The sequence below is a fragment of the Shewanella marinintestina genome (assembly GCF_023283845.1).
Taxonomy (GTDB): Bacteria; Pseudomonadota; Gammaproteobacteria; order Enterobacterales; family Shewanellaceae; genus Shewanella; species Shewanella marinintestina.
Map to the genome: position 1 here is coordinate 1 of NZ_JAKILC010000021.1, position 19,630 is coordinate 19,630.

Sequence of the window (19,630 nt, forward strand, 5' to 3'; positions counted from 1 at the left end):
CCTTGCCATTCGCTAGTAGTTAACGTTTAATAACAGCATGTTATTGAACGGTGACCTTCCTACAGAGGACTTTCACCTCATTAGTTCATGCCCATGCTGGGCGTACACAAGAATTTCAAGCGGGACAAAATACAGTTGGCTTTTTGTTCACTACGTTCACCTATTTTAGCCAACTGAATTTTGCCCCTTAAATGGGCGTTAGCGATATTGCAGGAGGCATAGTTGGGTAGATATCAATTTAAAAAGCATTATTATATTAGCCCCTTAAGTGAACCACTTTTATGTCTTCTTTTATGTATTCCATTTTTGTTTTTTAGAGAAAGTATTCCTGATAATCTCTGGGGAAAAGCTATTTTTCTTATAGGAGGTATACCGTTCCTATTAATTTGGCTAGTTGATCGTATTTATAAGGTAATTAAACACCCAAAATTATTTGTATTTGATTTAACTTCAAACAGTTTAATTATTGATGATGCTGTTTACTCCTTTGATGACTTAAAGTTTTTTTATATATCAGAAAATGATGATGCTTTTAAGATGGAGTTTGAGTTTCCTAGCCCTAAACAATTTGAAGCAGGATATAACCTTAAAACACTTGGTATGTATAAACTTGACTCATCACTACAAGAGTTTAATGATTCAATAAAAAACATGAAACATATAAAAACGTTCTCATAGGATTAAACATATTGCTAGAAAGGCAATTAAACGGAAAATTTACAGTTGGCTGTTTTTCGTTCACCAAACATTTTAACCAACTGTAATTTGCCCATTATTTGGGCGTTACCACATATCTGATTGCCATAGTTCCCTTAATAGCAGCAGTCATTTTCAGAGCTTTAACTCTAACCAATTTCTCTCCAAAACCGAGTTAGAGAACAATACTAGCACTGCAATAGCCATAGCCATAGCCATAGATAAGCTGCCATTGTTCATCCTCGTCTACAATATTTTCAACTTGGGTCGGTGACCCGCTTCAGGTTAAATCAATATGGGTAATATTGAGGGAATAGTCACTCTTAAAAGTAATCAAATACAGTACAATATCGACGGTTGTAGGCTACAAATTGTATTAGTGCCTACTAGGCTTTCTGTTAGTAAAATAACCTTTCTGTTAGCAACAGAATAGATGTGGCCGGTTAAATGTCTCCTTTGATGGCGAATACTTAAAGGCTGAGCAAACTCAATAGTCTGACAAATAACGATAATGTAAGCTAACGAAACCACAACCGACTAACTAGCTGATGATAAGCCAAGCAGTTTAAGCTTATGGTCACTTCCCTACTAAAACTATTCAATCAGAGTTGTAATATGCACGATATTCAAGAGTTAAGTGGACTTTATGAAAAGCAGGTAAGCCGATTAATTGAAGAAAATATCGAAGGCTTAACATTCTATGTTAAACAAGAAGCCTTCTCACACATGACTATCTCTGCAGCCTTTTGGCATGGCGATTTATACTGGAATATTTGGAATAAAGACGGCAGCAAGTTTGAGCCACACCCGAGACTCTCACATGATGAGTTTATTGTTGAAGACGTGTATTTTGATAACGATGAAGCAACGGTAAAGCTGCGAGCTGTTTATGCCAATTGGAATGAGGCCACTGCAAACGATGATGGTGAAGAAGACGATGAGGGTGAACATTTATTCTCACGGCTGATCAGACAGTCACATCAGGCATTGGCTACTGCATTTCAGAGCGATACTGTTACGCAGCAGCTAATGAGCATATTAGTGCAAAATCCATACTTTGAAGCGGCGCAGTTTAACCAAGCCGTCCGAGTTGAAGATCCAGATGGTCAATTTGAATTCAACTTTTTGGATGTAACCAATAAAGAGTAACGGATAAAAATAACAAATAACTATAAATAACTGTGACATCCATTTTTATTTACTTCAATACAGGCTAAAGCTCATCATTGAACTTGGTCGCTTCCGTCACATATAAACACCCCATGGATGTCGCATAAGCACGCTAGCAAGAACTGAACATGATTGACGAGGAAACTGTCGGTTACTAAAGGGAATTTCATACAGCTGAAATTCCAAACATTTGTTTGGTAATGTAAAAAGTGAACGAGAGTTTTAAATTAGACTAACTACAATCAAGCCAACGGTGACAATTCGCGACGCCCTGTCGTCGTTTACGTTCAAGGTGTTCACAATAAGTGGTTAACTCTTGTGTATTGCCCACTGGACCTTTGAATATTGTCGTGAACTCTGCAGTCATTTTAAGCCAATTTTGAGCGGGAATATTCAAACTATTTAACAATTGCTCTGAAGAGAGACTGATAGCCCCTCTTTTATCATGTCGTTGAATACAACCCGTATCATCAATCAGTTGAAGGTAACTTTTAGCATTAAACATCAGCTCTTCGGGCATGTCTTGATGTTCATTTCCCACAAAAGGCAGTAACGCTTCTGGTTGCTTCCCCTTAACCGCTGCTTTTATACGTAATTGAATATTCGTGAAGTCTGAGGATTCTGGTGAATTAGCCATCTTTGCTCAAATAGACCTCTCTACGAGTAAAGAATAATCAACATAGGCCATACAATCCAAGACTGCAGCCTCATCTAGCGATGCTGGAGACTTAAACCGACCTTCCCAAAACCGACCTTTACTCTGATCCTCCATATTAGCCTTTCGGGCTATGGGTTCGTTCAACGCCCACATAAACCATGATATATCCATCAATCTCAATCGGTACTCTTTTCTTCGTTTATTGATGATGGCTTGCAGATAGGACTCAAGTGGCTCGCCTTTAACAAAGTATTGATTCAAGCAGTCACCTTTAAACAGCTTTTGCCATTGCGCAACAACCTCGATATCAGACCAAGATTTCACTAATTCTGCATCAATCCGCAATACAAGATGCAAATGATTAATCATTACCGCAAACGCACAAATATCAATGGCAAACACCTTTTCAATCTTGGTATTGGCATAACAAACTCCTCTATTTAGCCTGAACTAAAGTCTAGTAAAGGAAACCTGCATTCACAATTCTGGGTGTCTCAATTAATTCTCCTAATTATCGAGGCTAGGTAATTCTTTATCCTTTTATTTACATACTTACTCACTCTGTTAAAGTTAACTCTTAGTATGGCCTTCGCAAAAAGAGTGTCTGTCATGTTATGTCAGCTCAACTTGCTACTCAAAATACTCCAGACGCAAAGAGGCTTCCGTGAACAAGGATGTAGAAGCAAAGAAAAGTAAGCAATTCGCTCATTACGTCGCCAGCATACTGTCCGGTATAGTGACTTATTTTGTAAAAAGCCGCTTAGAAACCGAACTTGCCATTTTGCAAGATTTAGCATTTTTGTTAGATTTAGGCTTTTACTTAACTCTATTTATCCCTTTTTACTTTTTCATATCTATGTTTACCCATTGGCTTTATTCTGGAAGTAGTAAACCCGATAGTTAACCCACACAAAAAACGATCAGCTTCAGCTGTTATCAATCATAAGGAAATGACATGAGAACATTTATTATCGCCGCAACACTCATATTTAGTGCAAGTACATTAGCTAACCCGTTTAAAAGTGAGGTTGTTGAAGTGTCAATTCTAGCCAACGACGAAACACGAACTTTTAAGTTAGTTTGCCAGCCTACAGTGCCTGTTGGAGAGCTTCCAAAAGACTGGGTTAATACTTGTAATGATATTGGTAAGAAGATCTTAGAATTGGCAGTCGATAAAGGAGTCAAGGTACCTAACATTGACAAAGCATTTGGTATGGCTGGCGAGTTCTCTCAAAATGCGACTGCAGCATTACCTGAAAACTTCATTCCTGAAAAAATTATTAGCCGTGAGTTTGGTGGTTAATGACTTCTAAAGAAGCCCTCAAACTAAAATGGATGATTAAAGGTTAGCTTGAAATAGCCTATACAGAGCCTGCTCACTTATACGAAAAACAAAGTTTATATGCTGAGAGCGAATATATTGATCGCGTAAACATTCCCCCTTAATGGTGCAATTGTGCAATTGTGCAATTGTGCAGCAAGTCAACTTTAATGACAGCGGTCTTAACCAAGGGCTATGTCAGAGTTTTTATAATAATGGTCAGCGGCCAAAAGAGTGTCATTACCTAGCAGACAAACCCCAAGGTGGAGTCTGGGTTGGTATCAACAAGATAGCAGCCCTTGATCAATCTTGGGAGATGCTTAAAAGTTAATCCCTGATAAACCCTAAACAAAAGCCATCAATAAATGATGGCTGTTTGCTTTATTAAATCTATTTTAAAAACAGCCTAAATCTGCAAAATACGCCTAAGAAAACGGCGCTAAGTCAGTGAGTTTACGCTATCCCCATCATCATTTTTCTGACTTTAACTATCTGGCTAAATTCACTCATCTCTTTTGAAGATAGCTTACTTGCCATTGGGATCTTAGCCTTCATAGAATCAACTGGGCGACCATTAATATGGAACTCATAATGTAAGTGAGGTCCAGTCACGCGACCAGTATTACCAGACAAACCAATCACTTGGCCACGAGAGACTCGCTGTCCTTTGTGAACAAGAAACTTAGATAAATGCAAGTAACGGGTACGATACTTATTACCATGGTCAATAACGATGTACTTGCCGGCAAATCGGTGGTTGGTCACCAAAGACACAACACCATCGCCCGGTGCCACAATTTTAGTACCGATAGGGATAGCAAAATCAGTACCGTTATGCGGTGAGTTTCGGCCTGTTACTGGATGGTGACGATGAGGATTAAAACGCGAACTAATACGGTAGTTTTTTTCTAAAGGAATACGCTGAAACGCTCTTGCTAAACTCTGACCTTGTTCATCATAAAAGTTACCATCAGAATGTTGGTAAGCATTAATACTGCTTGAGCCGCGATCGATAGTCACCCCAAGCACATGGCTGTTACCCGTTGCTTCACCATCAATATACTGATCGTTCATCAGTACTGAAAATTTATCGCCTGCACGCAGATCACGGGCAAAGTTAAGCTTCTCTTTTAATAACGATTCAACACGCTGGATTTCAGCAGCATTAAGCCCCATTTTTTGCGCTGATGAATAGAAAGAACCGTGGATCTGCCCCGATATTGCGCGGTCACGCCATATGCCTTCAATATTGATTTCATCGACATTAAACGAGCCATCGTCAAAACGACTAAAAATCACTTGCCTAGACGCATCAAAGTAAAGGCTAAGCTTTTGCAGTTCACCGGCATCATTTAACCAAAACTGAATGTTATTGCCCGGTTTTAGTGTATCAAGCGCGAGTACGTTTAAGTCAGCTTCTAACACCTTATACATGGTTTGTTGATCAACACCGCCTTGCTCGAATAAGCCGCTAAGCGTATCGCCTTTAACGATTCGTTTTTGAAAATCAGCAGCGGGTTCGAGTTTATCAGTGCTGGGAATGTCGATATTTTGAGAAAGAATGGCGTCAATATCGAGCTGAACCGGGATCCGTTGGGATAATAACTCGTGATTGTTAGGCATTAGCGTTGCAGCACCAATGATTAACACTGAGCCTATAAGCACTTTTCGATGAAAGGACGTTAACCCTACCAAACGGTTTTTCGACATATTTGAAAAAGAATATTTACTTGCGCGCAACCTATGCCTCGACTTTCATTATTATGATTATCTATTTGACTTAAAAACCCCATTAAAACGAGGTTTGATGCCAAGTTATATCAAAAATAATGCAATATACAAACTGATCTACGGCACAAAATAAGCAGATACTTGTAAATAAAAAGCCGTTTTAATGGCTAAGCCTCTTGTATCGACTCGCTTAATTAGCCAATACATTCGCCTTAGCCATTTTCAATACTAAGCTAACTTAAGGCAGCGTTATGCTTACTTCACTGCCATTAGCAGTTTTATTAATATCGATACGGGTGCCGATCTGCTCTTTCATCTCAGACACATGGGAGATAACACCAATCATGCGCCCAGAAGATTGCAAGTCCATCAAGGTTCTTACCGCTAGATCTAGCGAGTCTTGATCAAGACTACCAAAGCCTTCGTCTATAAACAGCGTATCAAGCTTAATGCCGCCCGCATAAGCCTGCACCACATCCGATAAACCCAGCGCCATCGACAGCGCCGCCATAAAGCTTTCACCACCACTAAGCGTTGCTACCGGGCGCACCTTAGAGGTGTAGGCATCTTCGACTTCTAACTCTAAACCTGAAGCCTTGTTGCCCTTCGCGCGTTCTTCTTTACGCTGCAACCGGTAACGGCCTTTACTCATCAACTGTAAACGGTGACTGGCTTCAAGTAACACATCATCAAGCAGCACACTGAGCACAAAGCGCTGTAGGCTGATTTTGTTACCCGTTTGCCCATTGGCAACGTCAGATAATGTGCCGATAACGGCGTATTCATCTTCAAGCTTTTTAGCTTTAGCATCAGCCTCTTTTAGTAGATTTTGGGTTTGAGTTAACTGCGTCACACGCCCTTGTAATGTTTGCCATTGATTATCTGCTGCCTGTTGCTGGCTCTGGATATTGTTAAGTTCGCTCTCTAGCCCTGCTAACTCAGGTTTAACTTGTTCGGCTAATTTTTCATTTAGCGCAGTTAATCGGGTGTCATTTGCGGTGCACGCTTGCTGATAATGACTAATTTCATCAGTTATCGCTTTAAGCTCGTCTTGAGATAACAAAGCTTGAGTCAGTGCTTGTTGGTCACTAAAGCCCGCGCTTAGCAACTGTTGAGTTAATTCTGTTAAGGCTGCATCGCTGTGGGCCGTTGCTTGAGTCAAACTCGCTTCACTTGCCGTCAAAGCCGAGGTATTAGCAGCATCTAACTCTGCCGCTTGGCTATGATGTTGACGCGTCGAATTAATCGTACTTTGCAAAGCAGCTATTTGCGCATTAACGTGTGCAATCGCGCCATTTAACGCATCCACGCTACGATATTGCTCTGGGATTGCCGCGAGTGCATGTTTAAGTTGACCTTGCAGCTCAGCAAGTTTGTTTTGTTGCTCAGAAAAATGCTCACGCTCTGTTTCAAGCTGCGTTTGTAACGCCTTTTCCTTCGTTTGCCATTCTTGCAGCTGGCCTCTAATTTGAGTTAATTGCTTAGCGGCATCATTCGCTTGCTGCAACTGTTGTTGCAGCAGAAGTAATTGTGATTGCAGATTTTCAAGCGATTGTTGGCTGGCCTCGCCAATTTTTTGCAATAGTTCAGCGGTACGCTTTAACTGCTCTTGATATTTAGTATTGAGGCTTGAGTATTCCGCCCTTGCTTGGTTAAGCGCCTCATTAGCCAACTCTTCAGCGTGCTGCGCCTGTTGCAGCTGCTCTTCTGTTGGCAGCGCTTCGGCGCTTTGCGCTGGATGAGGATGCTCTCCACTACCACATACTGGACAAGGCGAACCCGGGCTTAATTGCAAAGCTAAACTCGCCGCTTGGCCGCGGTGCCAAACTAACTGTAACTGCCTATGCTGAGTTTGCGCCTCGGTAAACTGATTACGTAGCTGGCCGCCCTTCTCTTTTGCCTGTGCTAACGCTTGCTCGGTGCGACTTGCGTCAAGGCTTGCTTGTTGCCAAAGCTGATAACGTTCAATCAAGTCGGTTTGAGTGCTCAATGCTTGCTGCGCGTTGACTTGCTCTGCAGCGAGTAACTCTAATTGCGGTAATTGCAGTTCAGCTTGCTGCTTTTGTGCTTGCAATGCCTGTAGCAGAGCTTTTTCGTTAATGCCTTTTTGTTTAGCTTGCTCTAACTGCACACTGGCTTGATTAACCTGATGTTGCAGTGCATCTAACCCTTGTAATTGCGGCAATAATTGATTTAATTGCTGCAATTCATTTTGAGCACTTTGCAGCTTTTGCTCATGTTCAGGCAAGGCATCGACTTTTGCTTGGCTCTGGGCTAACGCCTGCGTGCTTTGTGCTTTGGCCGCTTGTGCATTAACGCAGGCGCTTTGTGCTTGTGCAACTTCTGCGCTGCGGGCAAGCGACACATCTAACACAGGTTTGAGTTGCAGCGCCTGTTGACCACTTGCAAGCTTTGCTTGCTGCTGCGTGATGATTGGTTTTTTATCATCAAGTAATGCGGCGGTTTGCTTAAGCGTATCTAGGGCTGCAAAGTCGCTGTTGAGGAACTTAGCTGACTCAAACTGTTTATTCGCCTCAATTAGCGCCTGCTGACTTTGCTGCTTTAGTGCCGCGGCATCGTTAAGCTTAGGTTCTAGCTCGGTCAGCTCTTGAGCAAGTTGTTCATCAGATCCAAGACCTATGTTGGCGAGCATGCCGTCACGCTTATTACGATGGTCGCGCACTTCAGCTTTAATCGCCGAGGCTTGAAACTTGAGTTTATCTTCAATTTTGCGGTAAATTTGCGTCTGAAACAGCTGGCTAAAGATCTTTTCTCTGTCTTTAGAGTCTGCCATTAATAGCTCGCGGAATTTGCCTTGTGGCAACACCATAACCTGACGGAATTGATCGGCATCTAAACCGGTTAATGTTTCAATTTCAGCTGTCGCTTCTGAGACTTTACTCGCCACCAGCAAATGCTCTTCGCCATCGCTATCAATGTAATATAACTGGGCTTCTGGCTTTTGGACCGTGTAGCCGTCACCACTTTTTTTCGCCCGTTGCTGCTCAGGGACGCGGCGAATACGATACTGTTTATCGCCGAGGGCAAAGCTGAAAGTCACTTCCGTTAATAAGCTGTCTGGCGCTAAGTCGCAGCGCATTTGGCTGCCCTCACGCTCATCGCCTGTGGTTTTACCATACAGCGCAAAACAGATGGCATCTAACAGGCTGGTTTTACCCGCGCCAGTTGGACCATTGATTAAAAATAGTGGATTAGAGCCCAGCGCCGTAAAGTCGGTAACTTGGGTTGAGGCAAATGGGCCAAAAGCACACATCTCAAGCGTTAATGGTCTCATGCTGTGCGCTCCACTTTATGTAACTCTTCTATCGCAGCGGTCATTGCTTGTTGCTGCTCATCTGTCATCGGCTCACCTGAGACTTGAGCGAAAAAGTCGCTGAACATATCAAGCTCACCCTTTTTAATATGATCGCGGCTCAGCTCTACTTTAGTGTTGTCGCTCATCAGTCCGGTGCGCTCCAAATGCAAGACGTTGGGATATACATCCCTTAGCTTGCCCATAGCATCTAAAATAGCGTTTTTATCGGTCAGTCTAACCATCAAATAGTCTTGATTGTGAGCATCGGTTTTACCCTGCTCTAATAAGTCTGCCATTAACCCCTCGATAATGCGCACATCGCGCATGGCGGTTAACGGTAATAGTTCAAAACTGGCGGTGCAATCTTCAGCGATGTCCACTAAGGTGACCGACTTATTTTGGTGTTGCTCACTAAAGGAGTACTTGAGCATTGAGCCGCTGTAACGCACATGCTCTGCGCCCTTATATTGCGGCCCATGTAAATGTCCGAGTGCGGTGTAATTAAAGGGCGTAAATAACGTCGGGGAGATCTTATCTGCGCCGCCAATACTCAATGGCCTTTCAGATTCAGACTCACTACCACCATCGAGGAAACAATGGCTCACCACAATTTTGGGCAAGCCGTGACTATCGTGCTCATGCACTTGCTCTAGCAACTTCGCCATCGCCTCTTCATGGGTACTCACTTCACAGTCAAAGACATGGCGCACAGTCGCAGGGTCGGCATAAGGCAAACCGTAAAATACAGCATTTCCTTGTTTACCCTTTAGCTCAATGCTTCTAACATCTTTATTCAATGGTCCAATAATATGCAGACCACTGTCATTCATCTGCCTTGCAGCAAAACCTAAGCGCTCATGACCATCGTGATTACCCGCAATCATAATCAGCGCAATGTTTAACTCATTGACCAAGCGATTAACTACCTCATCCAATAGCGCTACCGCATTAGCGGGCGGAATTGAACGATCATATATATCACCGGCAACCACCACGGCATCAACATCATGCAGGGCTGCAAGTTCAACGATTTGATCTAAAACAAAGCGCTGATCATCAAGCAAGCTTTGATTATGCAGCTGCCTGCCAATATGCCAGTCAGAGGTATGGATAAATTTCATGTTGTCTCGTTTTACAATGAGGAGATATGGCAGTGCGTTAGTTAAGGCTTAGCGCGCTAACTTTCCGTTTGAACTGTTCATTTTAGTAAGGTAAATAGTAAGAAAACTCAGCCTATTACACAATAGGTCATTCGGTGCAGCGAAATCGACTGTATTATCCATCAGCAATCAAACCTATGTTCAACGGCACCCTGTTGATTAAAACTACGTAATTGAACAAAAAATTTACGATTTATTCAGCAAAACATGATGAATGCCAAATTAGTCACTAAAAATTAAAAAAATGAGTGCACTTTATTCTGACTCTTGTTACTACAAGCATACTTAGGCAATAGTGGTACGAGATAGATGCAGTTTTCAAAGTTTGGTGAAAAATTTAATCGTTACTCCGGCATTACCCAATTAATGGATGATCTTAATGATGGCTTGAACACACCTGGCGCTATCATGCTTGGTGGTGGTAACCCTGCAGCCATTCCAGCAATGCAGGATTATTTTCACCAAGCCGCTGCGGATATGCTTGCTAAAGGCGAGTTAGTCGCAGCACTCGGCAACTATGATGGGCCTCAAGGCAAAGACAGTTTTTTAAGCGCCTTGGCTAACTTGCTCAAACAAACCTATGGCTGGGATATCAGCGAAAAAAATATCAGTTTAACCAACGGCAGCCAAAGCGCCTTTTTTTATCTGTTTAACTTGTTAGCTGGTAAACAAACTGATGGTAGTCACAAGAAAATATTGCTGCCATTAGCACCTGAATATATCGGTTATAACGACGCTGGTCTTGATGATGATATTTTTGTCTCTTATCGTCCTGAAATTGAGATGCTCGATAACCGCATGTTTAAATATCATGTGGACTTTGACAAATTAGCTATTGATGACTCCGTGGCGGCAATTTGTGTGTCTCGGCCGACAAACCCAACAGGGAATGTGCTGACCGACGCCGAGGTAGCCAAGCTGGATGAACTCGCTCGCGCCAACAACATACCGCTTATCATTGATAACGCTTATGGTACGCCATTTCCTAATATCATTTTTGAAGAAGTCACGCCGTTTTGGAACAGCAATACGATTTTATGTATGAGCCTGTCGAAACTTGGTTTGCCGGGCGTGCGCTGCGGCATTGTGATTGCCAGCGAAGAAATCACCGCAGCACTATCTAACCTCAATGCGATTATCAGTTTAGCCCCAGGCGGATTTGGCCCTGCCATTGCCAAACATATGATTGAGTCCGGTGACTTACTTAAATTAAGCGAAACCGTCATTAAGCCGTTTTACCAGCAAAAATCTGCTTTTGCCGTTGAGCTGCTACAGCAATCGATTAGTGATAACCGCTTTAAGATCCACAAGCCTGAAGGCGCCATGTTCCTTTGGCTATGGTTTGATGAATTACCGATTACCACCATGGAGCTTTATCAGCGTTTAAAAGAGCGCGGGGTATTAATTGTGCCAGGTGAGTATTTCTTCTTTGGACTCGAAAATGATTGGGAGCATGCAAGCCAATGTTTGCGCATGAACTATGTGCAAGATGAAGCAAAAATGCGTGCGGGTATCGCCATAATCAGTGAAGAGGTCACTAAGGTTTACGCCGGTAAATAATCTATTATCAAGAGGCTGCTTAATAATATTGATATGCAGCCTCGACTTCTTTTATATCCTCAGCGCAAATTTCAAGTCTCGATGCTACCACTCACTAGAATATGCGTTTAATACCAAGCTAATTGAACTGACTTCTCATCAGCAAATCATCACGCTTAAACAAATACAGTAAGTTTAAGTGCTCAACCAAAGTACGACTAACAACCCACTTAATGGTCAAGAAACATACTTAATAAAAAATTATATTTTTAGTATTTTTATTGAGATAATAGAACCACTTATTTGTATATTTTTCAGCTAAAGATTTCATTTTGAAACCTTCCTGTCGCCTTTATTCATAATCCACATTGCTATTTATTAACGCTACAAACTGACTGTTAACACTTATTAAATTTTTAGATCCAAATTTACCGTTCCAAATTAAAAGCCATGTTCTCTAAGACCTAATTGCGGATAGGTTTTAAAGAAAGCACCTTTGCTTTTGGTAATGAGAATATAGAATGAAAAAACTAATACTTGCTGTAGTTATAGGCAATCTATTGACTGCTTGTGGAGACGGCTCAGATGGGGCAATAAGCCCTTCTCTCCCTTCTTTTGACATCATTAATGACAAACTTTGCGAAGATACTTTTAAGCAGACACTATCCACCAGTGAACACTTTTTCTGTAGCACTGAATCAAAAGAGCAAATTAGTGACAGTAATGCACTAAAAGCGAACGCTTACCCAAGTCTCGAAGCTTGCCAAGCTGCGCTCACCAACTTAGTTACGGAACAAGACACTTATACCAACAAGCAATGCTTTAGTGGAACGATTGAAACCATTCCACCGACAGAGATTTTACCTGCAATAAAGACCTATCAAGGCAGCTTATTACTTAATGGTAAAACCTTATCTGGTCACATTACCTGTAATGACCAAATCTTAGGTAATACTGGCCATTTTACTTTTAAAGATGGTGATAACGTTAGCTGCTCTTACGGTTCATTAGAATTGTTAGACCAGGATATTCCATTACCTGAAGGCTGGACTCGCGATACCCATAACGCAATGGCGTTAGACATGAAAGATGAATGGTCACACGCCATCAGCATATCTGATGGTGCAAAAGTCCTGTCAAAAATCAGCACCTGCCCAGCTATCACAACAGAGCTCTGTTTAGACGAATTAGATAGTTTTGATGTTGCACCGCTGTTCTCTAGCGGAAATAACCAAGACATTGATGCATTTTTAAATCCACCAGCGGCAGAAGAAACAGACGAAGTCGATAAAGCGCCGAGTTCCCATGTCGATAGCGCATTAACTCCTGAAGTTACACCAGGTGCTAAGCCAGATATTAATGCCGACTTTGTCTCAGCATCAGCAGAAGACGCTTATACCTATAAACCGAGTGCAGATGCTCAAGTCTTAACCGAAAGCGTATTGAGCGACGTAAACGGCAAACCTATTGCGGGTATCAACTACTACACCAAATCCTCGCGGGGGATCACTGACTCTACCGGCACAATATCTTATGTATGGGGAGAGACTATTACATTTGGCCTAGACACTTTTACCTTTGGTTCGGTCAAAGGTAATCAAGTTGAATACAAGCTATCTGATGTTTCTGAAAATGAAATCGTTAAACAAAACGTTGATGCACTAACCGCTCGTTATGCTAACACTACAAGTGACTCTGTGACTTTTAGTGACAACGTACACAGTGTTTTTGCTCAATACCCTAACGTTATTAACGAGATCATTAATCTTAATTTGCCAAATGGTGCAGAGATTGAAAACAGTGGCTATTTCGTACCTAACGAATTTAACGCCCAGTTTGCTACAGGTTTAGCACAAATTGTCGATAGCGAATTAAACCAGAACCCTAATGCAGCGCGTCTACAAGCATCGCCACTACTGCAAAAGGGGCAATATGTAACCAACACTCTGACTCAACTTTATACTGACGTTGACCAATTCCATGTATTCCATGACAACTCAGCATTCTACGGTGAAGTGGGTTATGCACGTTTTATGCGTTCAATGAATACATCAAACACCGCATTCCCGCTATTGATGCCGCGTAATGACGTGAACTATTGGTTACCATTTGGCTCAGAGCAAGCTTACCGACGTGATGACGGCTTCCCGCATGTAACCGACGCAACAATTATTGATGCAGAGTCTGACGTTACACTTAAGCGACCTGAGAAGGTAGGTAAAGACACCGCCACATATAATTTACCCGTGGTGACAGCAGGTGAAATTGGTCAAGGTAACGTAGTGTTTATGGGTAACAGCATGTACCCTAACATTTTAAGCACACCTGAAAGCTACTGGGCTGGTAAGGAAGATGCAGGCAAAGACAACGGCAGTATGCCGCGATTCTTTAGCAATATGTTTACTTGGTTTACACCTGAATATGCTAACGGTAAAACCAGCATAAATGTTGGTTCAAATATTGGTAAAGTTTGGCAGTCTAACGTTAACTCAAACAAACAATATGACTTTTATATTGATGAGTCATACCAACTCAATATGGAAGCTATTGCGTCTGGTAGTTACGATGCCATCGATCCAAAAACAACCCCAATCTTAATTCTACAAGCTTATGAAACAGGCCTTTTTGGCGACGGCATGAGTGTTAAGGTGCTTGCCGATATAACTAAGCCATTACTGACAGAAACAGATATCACAGCATTAATAAAGTACATTAACGCCGGTGGTAATGTTTTATTCATGGATGGTATTGAGCAACTAAACCCTGAGCCTATTGCACGTTTAGCCGATACAGCTGGTATATCATTGGGTGGTGCAAACCTTGCTCGTACCCGCCAAGCATACTGCGGTGAAAGTTATTATTGCCAGGCACCTTATCCTAATGCACGCTCTAGCTTTACCGATATGCTAGTGACCTATGAAAAGTTCGATGATATGTCTAAGTTCATAGTGAACCAAGATGGCACAGTGACTTTTCCATCCCCTATCGATAAGCCTGAGTTTGGTGTAGCCCAATACAAAACGACGAATTCTGAAGGTATTGAGCAAAATAATTTTGCCTTTTTTAGCGCCAAAACAGAAACTGAACGCTTAGAAGCCGTAGCCAAAATTAAGTCTGCTTTCCCGAAGGTTAAAGAGTGTACTGATCCTAACTACGATTATGAAATTGGCTGTATTGAAACGCGTAAAGGCCATGGTTTTACCACTGGACAAAGATATTACCGTCCTAGATTTACGCGTTATGAAATGAGCCCAGATGTTGTTGCAACTATGGTTAAGGCCGCTAATTTAGGCGCGAATGTTGAAAAGCTTTATCAACACGAAATCTATTACCGCAGTAAAGGCAAAGAAGGTAGCCGTTTATCACTTAATGAGCTAAACCAAACCTACGACAACTTATCAATCTGGTTCTGGAATGACGAGCAATATAGCTATAACGCTGATGTACAAGACGAGTTAGGCTTTAAAAAAGCCACCGAGTTTTTGAACTGTTATACCTCTGATGCACATCAACCTGACAATGCTTGTGCAGCAGACACTTTTGCAAAAATGCAAAGTTATAACATGCTGACAGAAACCGGAGAACTAAACCCAAGTTATCCGTTGAACTACCAAGAAAAGCCGCTTACTCGTATTATGCTTGGTCGCTCATACTGGGATAATGACATTAGCGTCGATACCAGTATCTACCCTGGTAATACAGCTGCAACTGGCAGTAACGCTAGCGTTAAAATTGAAACCTTTAATAATGCAGTAGTTGGCACAGCTAACAACATGCAATCAACGGGTTTATGGGCCATTAAGCGCACGCCAGTAACGGTAACGGGTGATCATGATGCCACGATAACCATTGCTCTTGTTGATGATGTTACAGGTAAGCACCAGCATGAACTCGCGTTAAAGCGTCCTTCTCGCGTGCAAAAATCGTGGACTCATAAAGCCGGAACAAGCACTGAAATTCTTGCACCATATGGTGGTCTGATTTATATCAAACCAGCTAAAACTGACAGCTTAAATACTGCTGAGTTTAGCTTTAATGGCGTTTTAGAAGCATCAATGTGGAAAGCTGGTCAGTGGGTAAACCAGGTGAATACAGGTGTACCACTTGCAGAAATCATAACTGGACACTTTGTTTATACAACCCCGGTTAACAACGTAAGTAACACTGATATGGCGACATTTAGCCAAGGCATGAATGACTTTGCAGAAAAAGCCAGTAACTTCCACGCACGCGACAACACAATCGGTAATATGCGCTTTACTGGAGATTTATTGCCTGAGCACAGCCACCGTTTTGTTAATGACGCGCAGATTTCAATTGGTGCAGCCCATTCTGGTTATCCAGTAATGAGCACCACCTACAACCGTAGCCACGACACTATTCCTACTAATCCAGTGAATGACTGGTTGTTATGGCATGAAGTGGGTCACAATCTAGCTGCTGCTCCTTTTAACGTAAAAGGTGCTACTGAAGTTGCTAACAATATCCTTGCACTTTATATGCAGGAACAACGTGATAACGGTATGGGCGAAATGGATAGAATTAAGACTGATATTCAAAAAGCGCCTATGATGATTAACCGCGAGCACGGCCATGTGTGGAGTCACGGTGATGCTGGTTCACGCTTAGTGATGTTTGCGCAATTAAAAATCTGGGGCGAAAGCCACTTTAAGGTTGCAGAGCACTTTAATACTGGAGAAGTACCATCGTATTTCGGCGCTGATGAAGGCTGGAACATGATTAAGATGATGCATCGTGAAGCGCGTAACATCGAAAACCAAGCTTGTTCAGCACAAAACTCTTTAGATCTACGTGAAGGTAATTTGCTAATGGCCTGCGCATCTCAAGTATCTGGTTATGATCTAACTAGCTTCTTTGAAGCATGGAACCCAAGCGAAGTATCTGTTGTAACTGCTGACGGCACACGTGATTATGAAGGTGGTATCACCACCAACGGCGTTGCTTATATTAAGTCGTTAAACCTAGCAACGCCTGCGATCAAGCCAGAAACCATTAGCTCAATTAACTAATTTGACAAAAAGCTGAACTGATACGAATAAGTAAATTAGCTTTCTATCTGAATAGAAAAAGCCCCTTAGATTAGCATTTAAGGGGCTTTTTTATGCCAAACCTAGTCAACACCTACCTCTGCTATTGAGGTAAATCAGCCTGATGAGCGCTGATAAATCGCGCCATTTCACTTTGTGCTCGTTGCTGAGCACTTGCCAAACTATCTTGGTCAGTCATTAATTCAACCACTTCGTAATAGCATTTAATTTTTGGCTCAGTACCTGATGGTCTAACAATCACTCGAGCACCATTTTGCAAACGATAAATTAATACATCACTCGCAGGCAGCGCTATCTCCTCGCTGGAACCGTCGGCAAACAGACGCTTGCCAATACTGATATCATCGGTCGAGACAACATCATGTCCGGCAATTTTTACGGGCGGGTTTTGACGTAAATAAGCACCAATATTCGGCGTTGTTGGTTTAAGTGCAATGCTAACCTGTGCGTTCAAATGGAAGCCATGCTCGCGATAAATCGCTTCTAAGCGGTCCCAAATAGTTTCGCCTTGACTGGCAAGTTCAGCTGTTAACTGAGCAAAGGCCACTAAAGCTGATAAACCGTCTTTATCCCACACCATTGAGCCCACTGTGTAGCCTAAAGCTTCTTCATAGGCAAACAAGAAACGATTGTCATCAGTCTCTTCGCTCATACCGACATTCGTTAGCCACTTAAATCCAGTAAGTGTGGTGCGGCAATTTGCCTGTAAGCTTTGAGCCACTTTTGACAATAAGCTCGACGAGACAATGGTAGTGCAAGTTAAGCGCTCATTTTCATTAGCGTGCGTCAATAAGTAATGGCCGAACAGCACACCGACCTGATCACCCGTTAGCATTTGGTAGTCGCCTATATCAGAACGCACAGCAACGGCAAAACGATCGGCATCAGGATCATTGGCACAAGCTAGCATAGCGCCGTGCTTTTTCGCTTCTGCAATCACCATATCCATGGCGCCCTTCTCTTCTGGATTAGGGAAATTCACCGTTGGAAAGTCGCCATCAGGCTGCGCTTGCTCGGCAACCGAGTAAACCTTGGTAAAACCAGCATCTTTTAGCACATTGAGCGCCATCTCATTACCCACACCATGCATTGCGGTATAAGCTAAACTGACCGAGTCTGGTTGGGTGTTATTTTGCAATACTGCCGCTTGATTAACGCCTTGCCGATAAGCTTGATAAAACTCATCGTCAAGCATCACTAGCAAATTTGCCGCTTGTGCTTTGCTTGCATCTAGTAAGGTAAGCGTTTCGGTCGCGGCTTTATCTATACAGGCGGCAATACCACTATCATGAGGCGGAATAATCTGCGCACCATTACCCCAATAAACTTTGTAACCGTTATATTGTGGTGGATTATGGCTTGCGGTCACCACAATGCCTGCCGCGGCGCCTAAGTGTAATACCCCAAAGGCCACCAGCGGTGTAGCAGCAACATTAGCGGTAAGATAAACCTTTATACCCATCGCAGTTAATACACCTGCTGCGTCCTGAGCAAACTGTTTTGAGTCATGGCGGCCGTCATAACCAATAATAACGCCTCGGGTGGAGACATCGCTAATTTGCCCTTTTAGATATGCGCCAAGACCTGCAGAGGTTTGTTGTACAACTAAACGGTTCATACGTGTAGGACCAGCCCCAACTACACCACGCAGCCCTGCGGTCCCAAATGCTAGCCTACCTGCAAAACGCGCTTCAAGTTCGTTGGTATTATCTGCGTCGACTAACTGCTGCAACTCATGCTGCATTAGGGGATCGGGGTCGCTTTCAATCCAATGCTTTACTCTCAATGCCAACTGCGTGTCCATAACTCACTCCATTTGCTATCTACTCGGTAACGCTTTACTCATCACTAGAATAATCAGCTGAATAACAAACTCAGCACAGCATCACCGCAACCTTAATTAACTAAACACTAAGCCTAGCAGCAACCTAGAACAAGACAATTTGCATTAAATTTTTATCATCACGACTTGTTAGGCTTTGATTTTGCTCAAACGATGCACTGCAATAAACATGTTTAGCCAGCGAGAGATAACTTACCCGCTTCAGAGGTAAGCAAATTCATAGATAATCATGTAAAATCGAGCTAAAGCTTACCTAATACCTTGTTGTCATAGTCAAACATGAACCCGTTGAAAATAGAAACCCATATCAAAGTCGAGTCGAACGAAGTTGATGCAGCGACTTTACTTGCTAATCAAACCCGTTTATCAAAGCAAGTGATTAAGCAGGCGATGCAAAAAGGCGCGGTATGGCATAGCCACGGTAAACAGACTAACCGCCTACGCCGAGCAAAAAAGCCATTAAAGGTCGGTGATGAACTGCACCTTTATTACAACCAAGCCGTGTTAGAAGAAACTATTACCGCACCCGAATTGTTATTTGATCAGGGGCAATACAGTATTTGGTATAAGCCATTTGGCGTACGTTGCCAAGGATCAAAATGGAGCGACCATACGACCATCAATCGCTTTGCAGAAACTCAACTTGAACCAGCACGCAGCGCTTATATCATTCATCGTCTTGATTTAGCAGCAACTGGACTTATCGTGCTCGGGCACAGTAAAAAGGTCACAGCTGCCATTGCACACTTATTTGAAACTCGCGCACTGGATAAATTTTACCAGGTCATTGTTGAGGGGCTGTTTCCTGAAGGCAATATCAGCATTGATAGTGATGTTGATAATAAATCGGCGTTATCCCATGCGCATATACTTGAGTACAACAGCGAGCTAAATCAGTCTAAGGTGCAAGTTAAAATCGAGTCTGGTCGTAAACACCAAATCCGCATTCATATGGCGAGTTTAGGCCACCCTGTTGTCGGTGATAGGCAACATGGTAATGGCGGCGACAACACGCCTAACCTGCAATTAACCTCATGCCATTTAAGTTTTATTTGCCCCTTAACTGGCGAGCACAAAGTCTTTGAACTACCGCAAAGCTATCGCCCTGAGTTTCAACTCAATTAAGT

Annotated in this window: 12 protein-coding genes and 1 pseudogene; 8 read left to right on the forward strand and 5 right to left on the reverse strand. The window is 42.6% G+C overall.

What is annotated here, in order from left to right:
- Window positions 1–222: 222 nt before the first annotated feature.
- Window positions 223–678: a hypothetical protein gene (locus L2747_RS18430; RefSeq protein ID WP_249000466.1), complete on the forward strand. Its 456-nt coding sequence runs from the start codon at window positions 223–225 to the stop codon at window positions 676–678.
- 633 nt (window positions 679–1,311) lie between these two features.
- Window positions 1,312–1,845 carry a hypothetical protein gene (locus L2747_RS18435; protein ID WP_249000467.1) on the forward strand — a complete coding sequence of 178 codons (534 nt, stop codon included), beginning with the start codon at window positions 1,312–1,314 and terminating at the stop codon, window positions 1,843–1,845.
- 253 nt (window positions 1,846–2,098) lie between these two features.
- Here L2747_RS18435 and L2747_RS18440 read toward each other — a convergent pair.
- Window positions 2,099–2,938: pseudogene (locus L2747_RS18440) on the reverse strand (transposase); the annotation flags it as partial.
- A gap of 250 nt (window positions 2,939–3,188) precedes the next feature.
- Between L2747_RS18440 and L2747_RS18445 the strand changes: the two are divergent.
- From L2747_RS18445 to L2747_RS18455, 3 genes are all read left to right on the forward strand, one after another.
- Window positions 3,189–3,428 carry a hypothetical protein gene (locus L2747_RS18445; protein WP_249000468.1) on the forward strand — a complete coding sequence of 80 codons (240 nt, stop codon included), beginning with the start codon at window positions 3,189–3,191 and terminating at the stop codon, window positions 3,426–3,428.
- A 51-nt stretch (window positions 3,429–3,479) separates the two neighbouring features.
- Window positions 3,480–3,827 carry a hypothetical protein gene (locus L2747_RS18450; RefSeq protein ID WP_249000469.1) on the forward strand — a complete coding sequence of 116 codons (348 nt, stop codon included), beginning with the start codon at window positions 3,480–3,482 and terminating at the stop codon, window positions 3,825–3,827.
- A 169-nt stretch (window positions 3,828–3,996) separates the two neighbouring features.
- Complete coding sequence (locus L2747_RS18455; protein WP_249000470.1) at window positions 3,997–4,176, forward strand: hypothetical protein; 180 nt, start codon at window positions 3,997–3,999, stop codon at window positions 4,174–4,176.
- A gap of 122 nt (window positions 4,177–4,298) precedes the next feature.
- Here L2747_RS18455 and L2747_RS18460 read toward each other — a convergent pair whose 3' ends face one another.
- The 3 genes from L2747_RS18460 to L2747_RS18470 all read right to left on the reverse strand — a co-directional run bounded on the left by L2747_RS18460 (window position 4,299) and on the right by L2747_RS18470 (window position 10,013).
- Entirely contained in the window at window positions 4,299–5,585 is a 1,287-nt protein-coding gene (locus tag L2747_RS18460) for a peptidoglycan DD-metalloendopeptidase family protein (protein ID WP_428848542.1), read from the reverse strand.
- 229 nt (window positions 5,586–5,814) lie between these two features.
- Window positions 5,815–8,871, reverse strand: a complete 3,057-nt coding sequence (locus tag L2747_RS18465; protein WP_249000472.1) for an AAA family ATPase — start codon at window positions 8,869–8,871, stop codon at window positions 5,815–5,817.
- Complete coding sequence (locus tag L2747_RS18470) at window positions 8,868–10,013, reverse strand: exonuclease SbcCD subunit D (protein WP_249000473.1); 1,146 nt, start codon at window positions 10,011–10,013, stop codon at window positions 8,868–8,870. Before L2747_RS18470 ends, L2747_RS18465 begins: the two co-directional genes overlap by 4 nt.
- Before the next feature lie 348 nt (window positions 10,014–10,361).
- Here L2747_RS18470 and L2747_RS18475 point away from each other — a divergent pair, with 348 nt between their 5' ends.
- Entirely contained in the window at window positions 10,362–11,612 is a 1,251-nt protein-coding gene (locus L2747_RS18475; RefSeq protein ID WP_249000474.1) for a valine--pyruvate transaminase, read from the forward strand.
- Between the two features lie 500 nt (window positions 11,613–12,112).
- Window positions 12,113–16,621: an SslE/AcfD family lipoprotein zinc metalloprotease gene (locus L2747_RS18480; RefSeq protein ID WP_249000475.1), complete on the forward strand. Its 4,509-nt coding sequence runs from the start codon at window positions 12,113–12,115 to the stop codon at window positions 16,619–16,621.
- A 121-nt stretch (window positions 16,622–16,742) separates the two neighbouring features.
- On the opposite strand, the gene L2747_RS18485 is transcribed toward L2747_RS18480, so the two are convergent.
- Complete coding sequence (locus L2747_RS18485; protein WP_249000476.1) at window positions 16,743–18,464, reverse strand: phospho-sugar mutase; 1,722 nt, start codon at window positions 18,462–18,464, stop codon at window positions 16,743–16,745.
- A gap of 318 nt (window positions 18,465–18,782) precedes the next feature.
- Here L2747_RS18485 and L2747_RS18490 point away from each other — a divergent pair, with 318 nt between their 5' ends.
- The gene (locus L2747_RS18490; protein ID WP_249000477.1) at window positions 18,783–19,628 is read left to right on the forward strand and encodes a pseudouridine synthase family protein; all 846 of its coding nucleotides are present in this window, start codon (window positions 18,783–18,785) and stop codon (window positions 19,626–19,628) included.
- The last annotated feature ends 2 nt before the right edge of the window (window positions 19,629–19,630 follow it).

Excerpts from the sequence above, each read along its gene's own strand:
- L2747_RS18435 (WP_249000467.1), top strand. The coding sequence starts at position 1,312 with ATGCACGATATTCAAGAGTTAAGTGGACTTTATGAAAAGCAGGTAAGC.
- L2747_RS18450 (WP_249000469.1), top strand. The coding sequence starts at position 3,480 with ATGAGAACATTTATTATCGCCGCAACACTCATATTTAGTGCAAGTACA.
- L2747_RS18465 (WP_249000472.1), bottom strand. The coding sequence starts at position 8,871 with ATGAGACCATTAACGCTTGAGATGTGTGCTTTTGGCCCATTTGCCTCA.
- L2747_RS18470 (WP_249000473.1), bottom strand. The coding sequence starts at position 10,013 with ATGAAATTTATCCATACCTCTGACTGGCATATTGGCAGGCAGCTGCAT.
- L2747_RS18475 (WP_249000474.1), top strand. The coding sequence starts at position 10,362 with ATGCAGTTTTCAAAGTTTGGTGAAAAATTTAATCGTTACTCCGGCATT.
- L2747_RS18480 (WP_249000475.1), top strand. The coding sequence starts at position 12,113 with ATGAAAAAACTAATACTTGCTGTAGTTATAGGCAATCTATTGACTGCT.
- L2747_RS18485 (WP_249000476.1), bottom strand. The coding sequence starts at position 18,464 with ATGGACACGCAGTTGGCATTGAGAGTAAAGCATTGGATTGAAAGCGAC.
- L2747_RS18490 (WP_249000477.1), top strand. The coding sequence starts at position 18,783 with ATGAACCCGTTGAAAATAGAAACCCATATCAAAGTCGAGTCGAACGAA.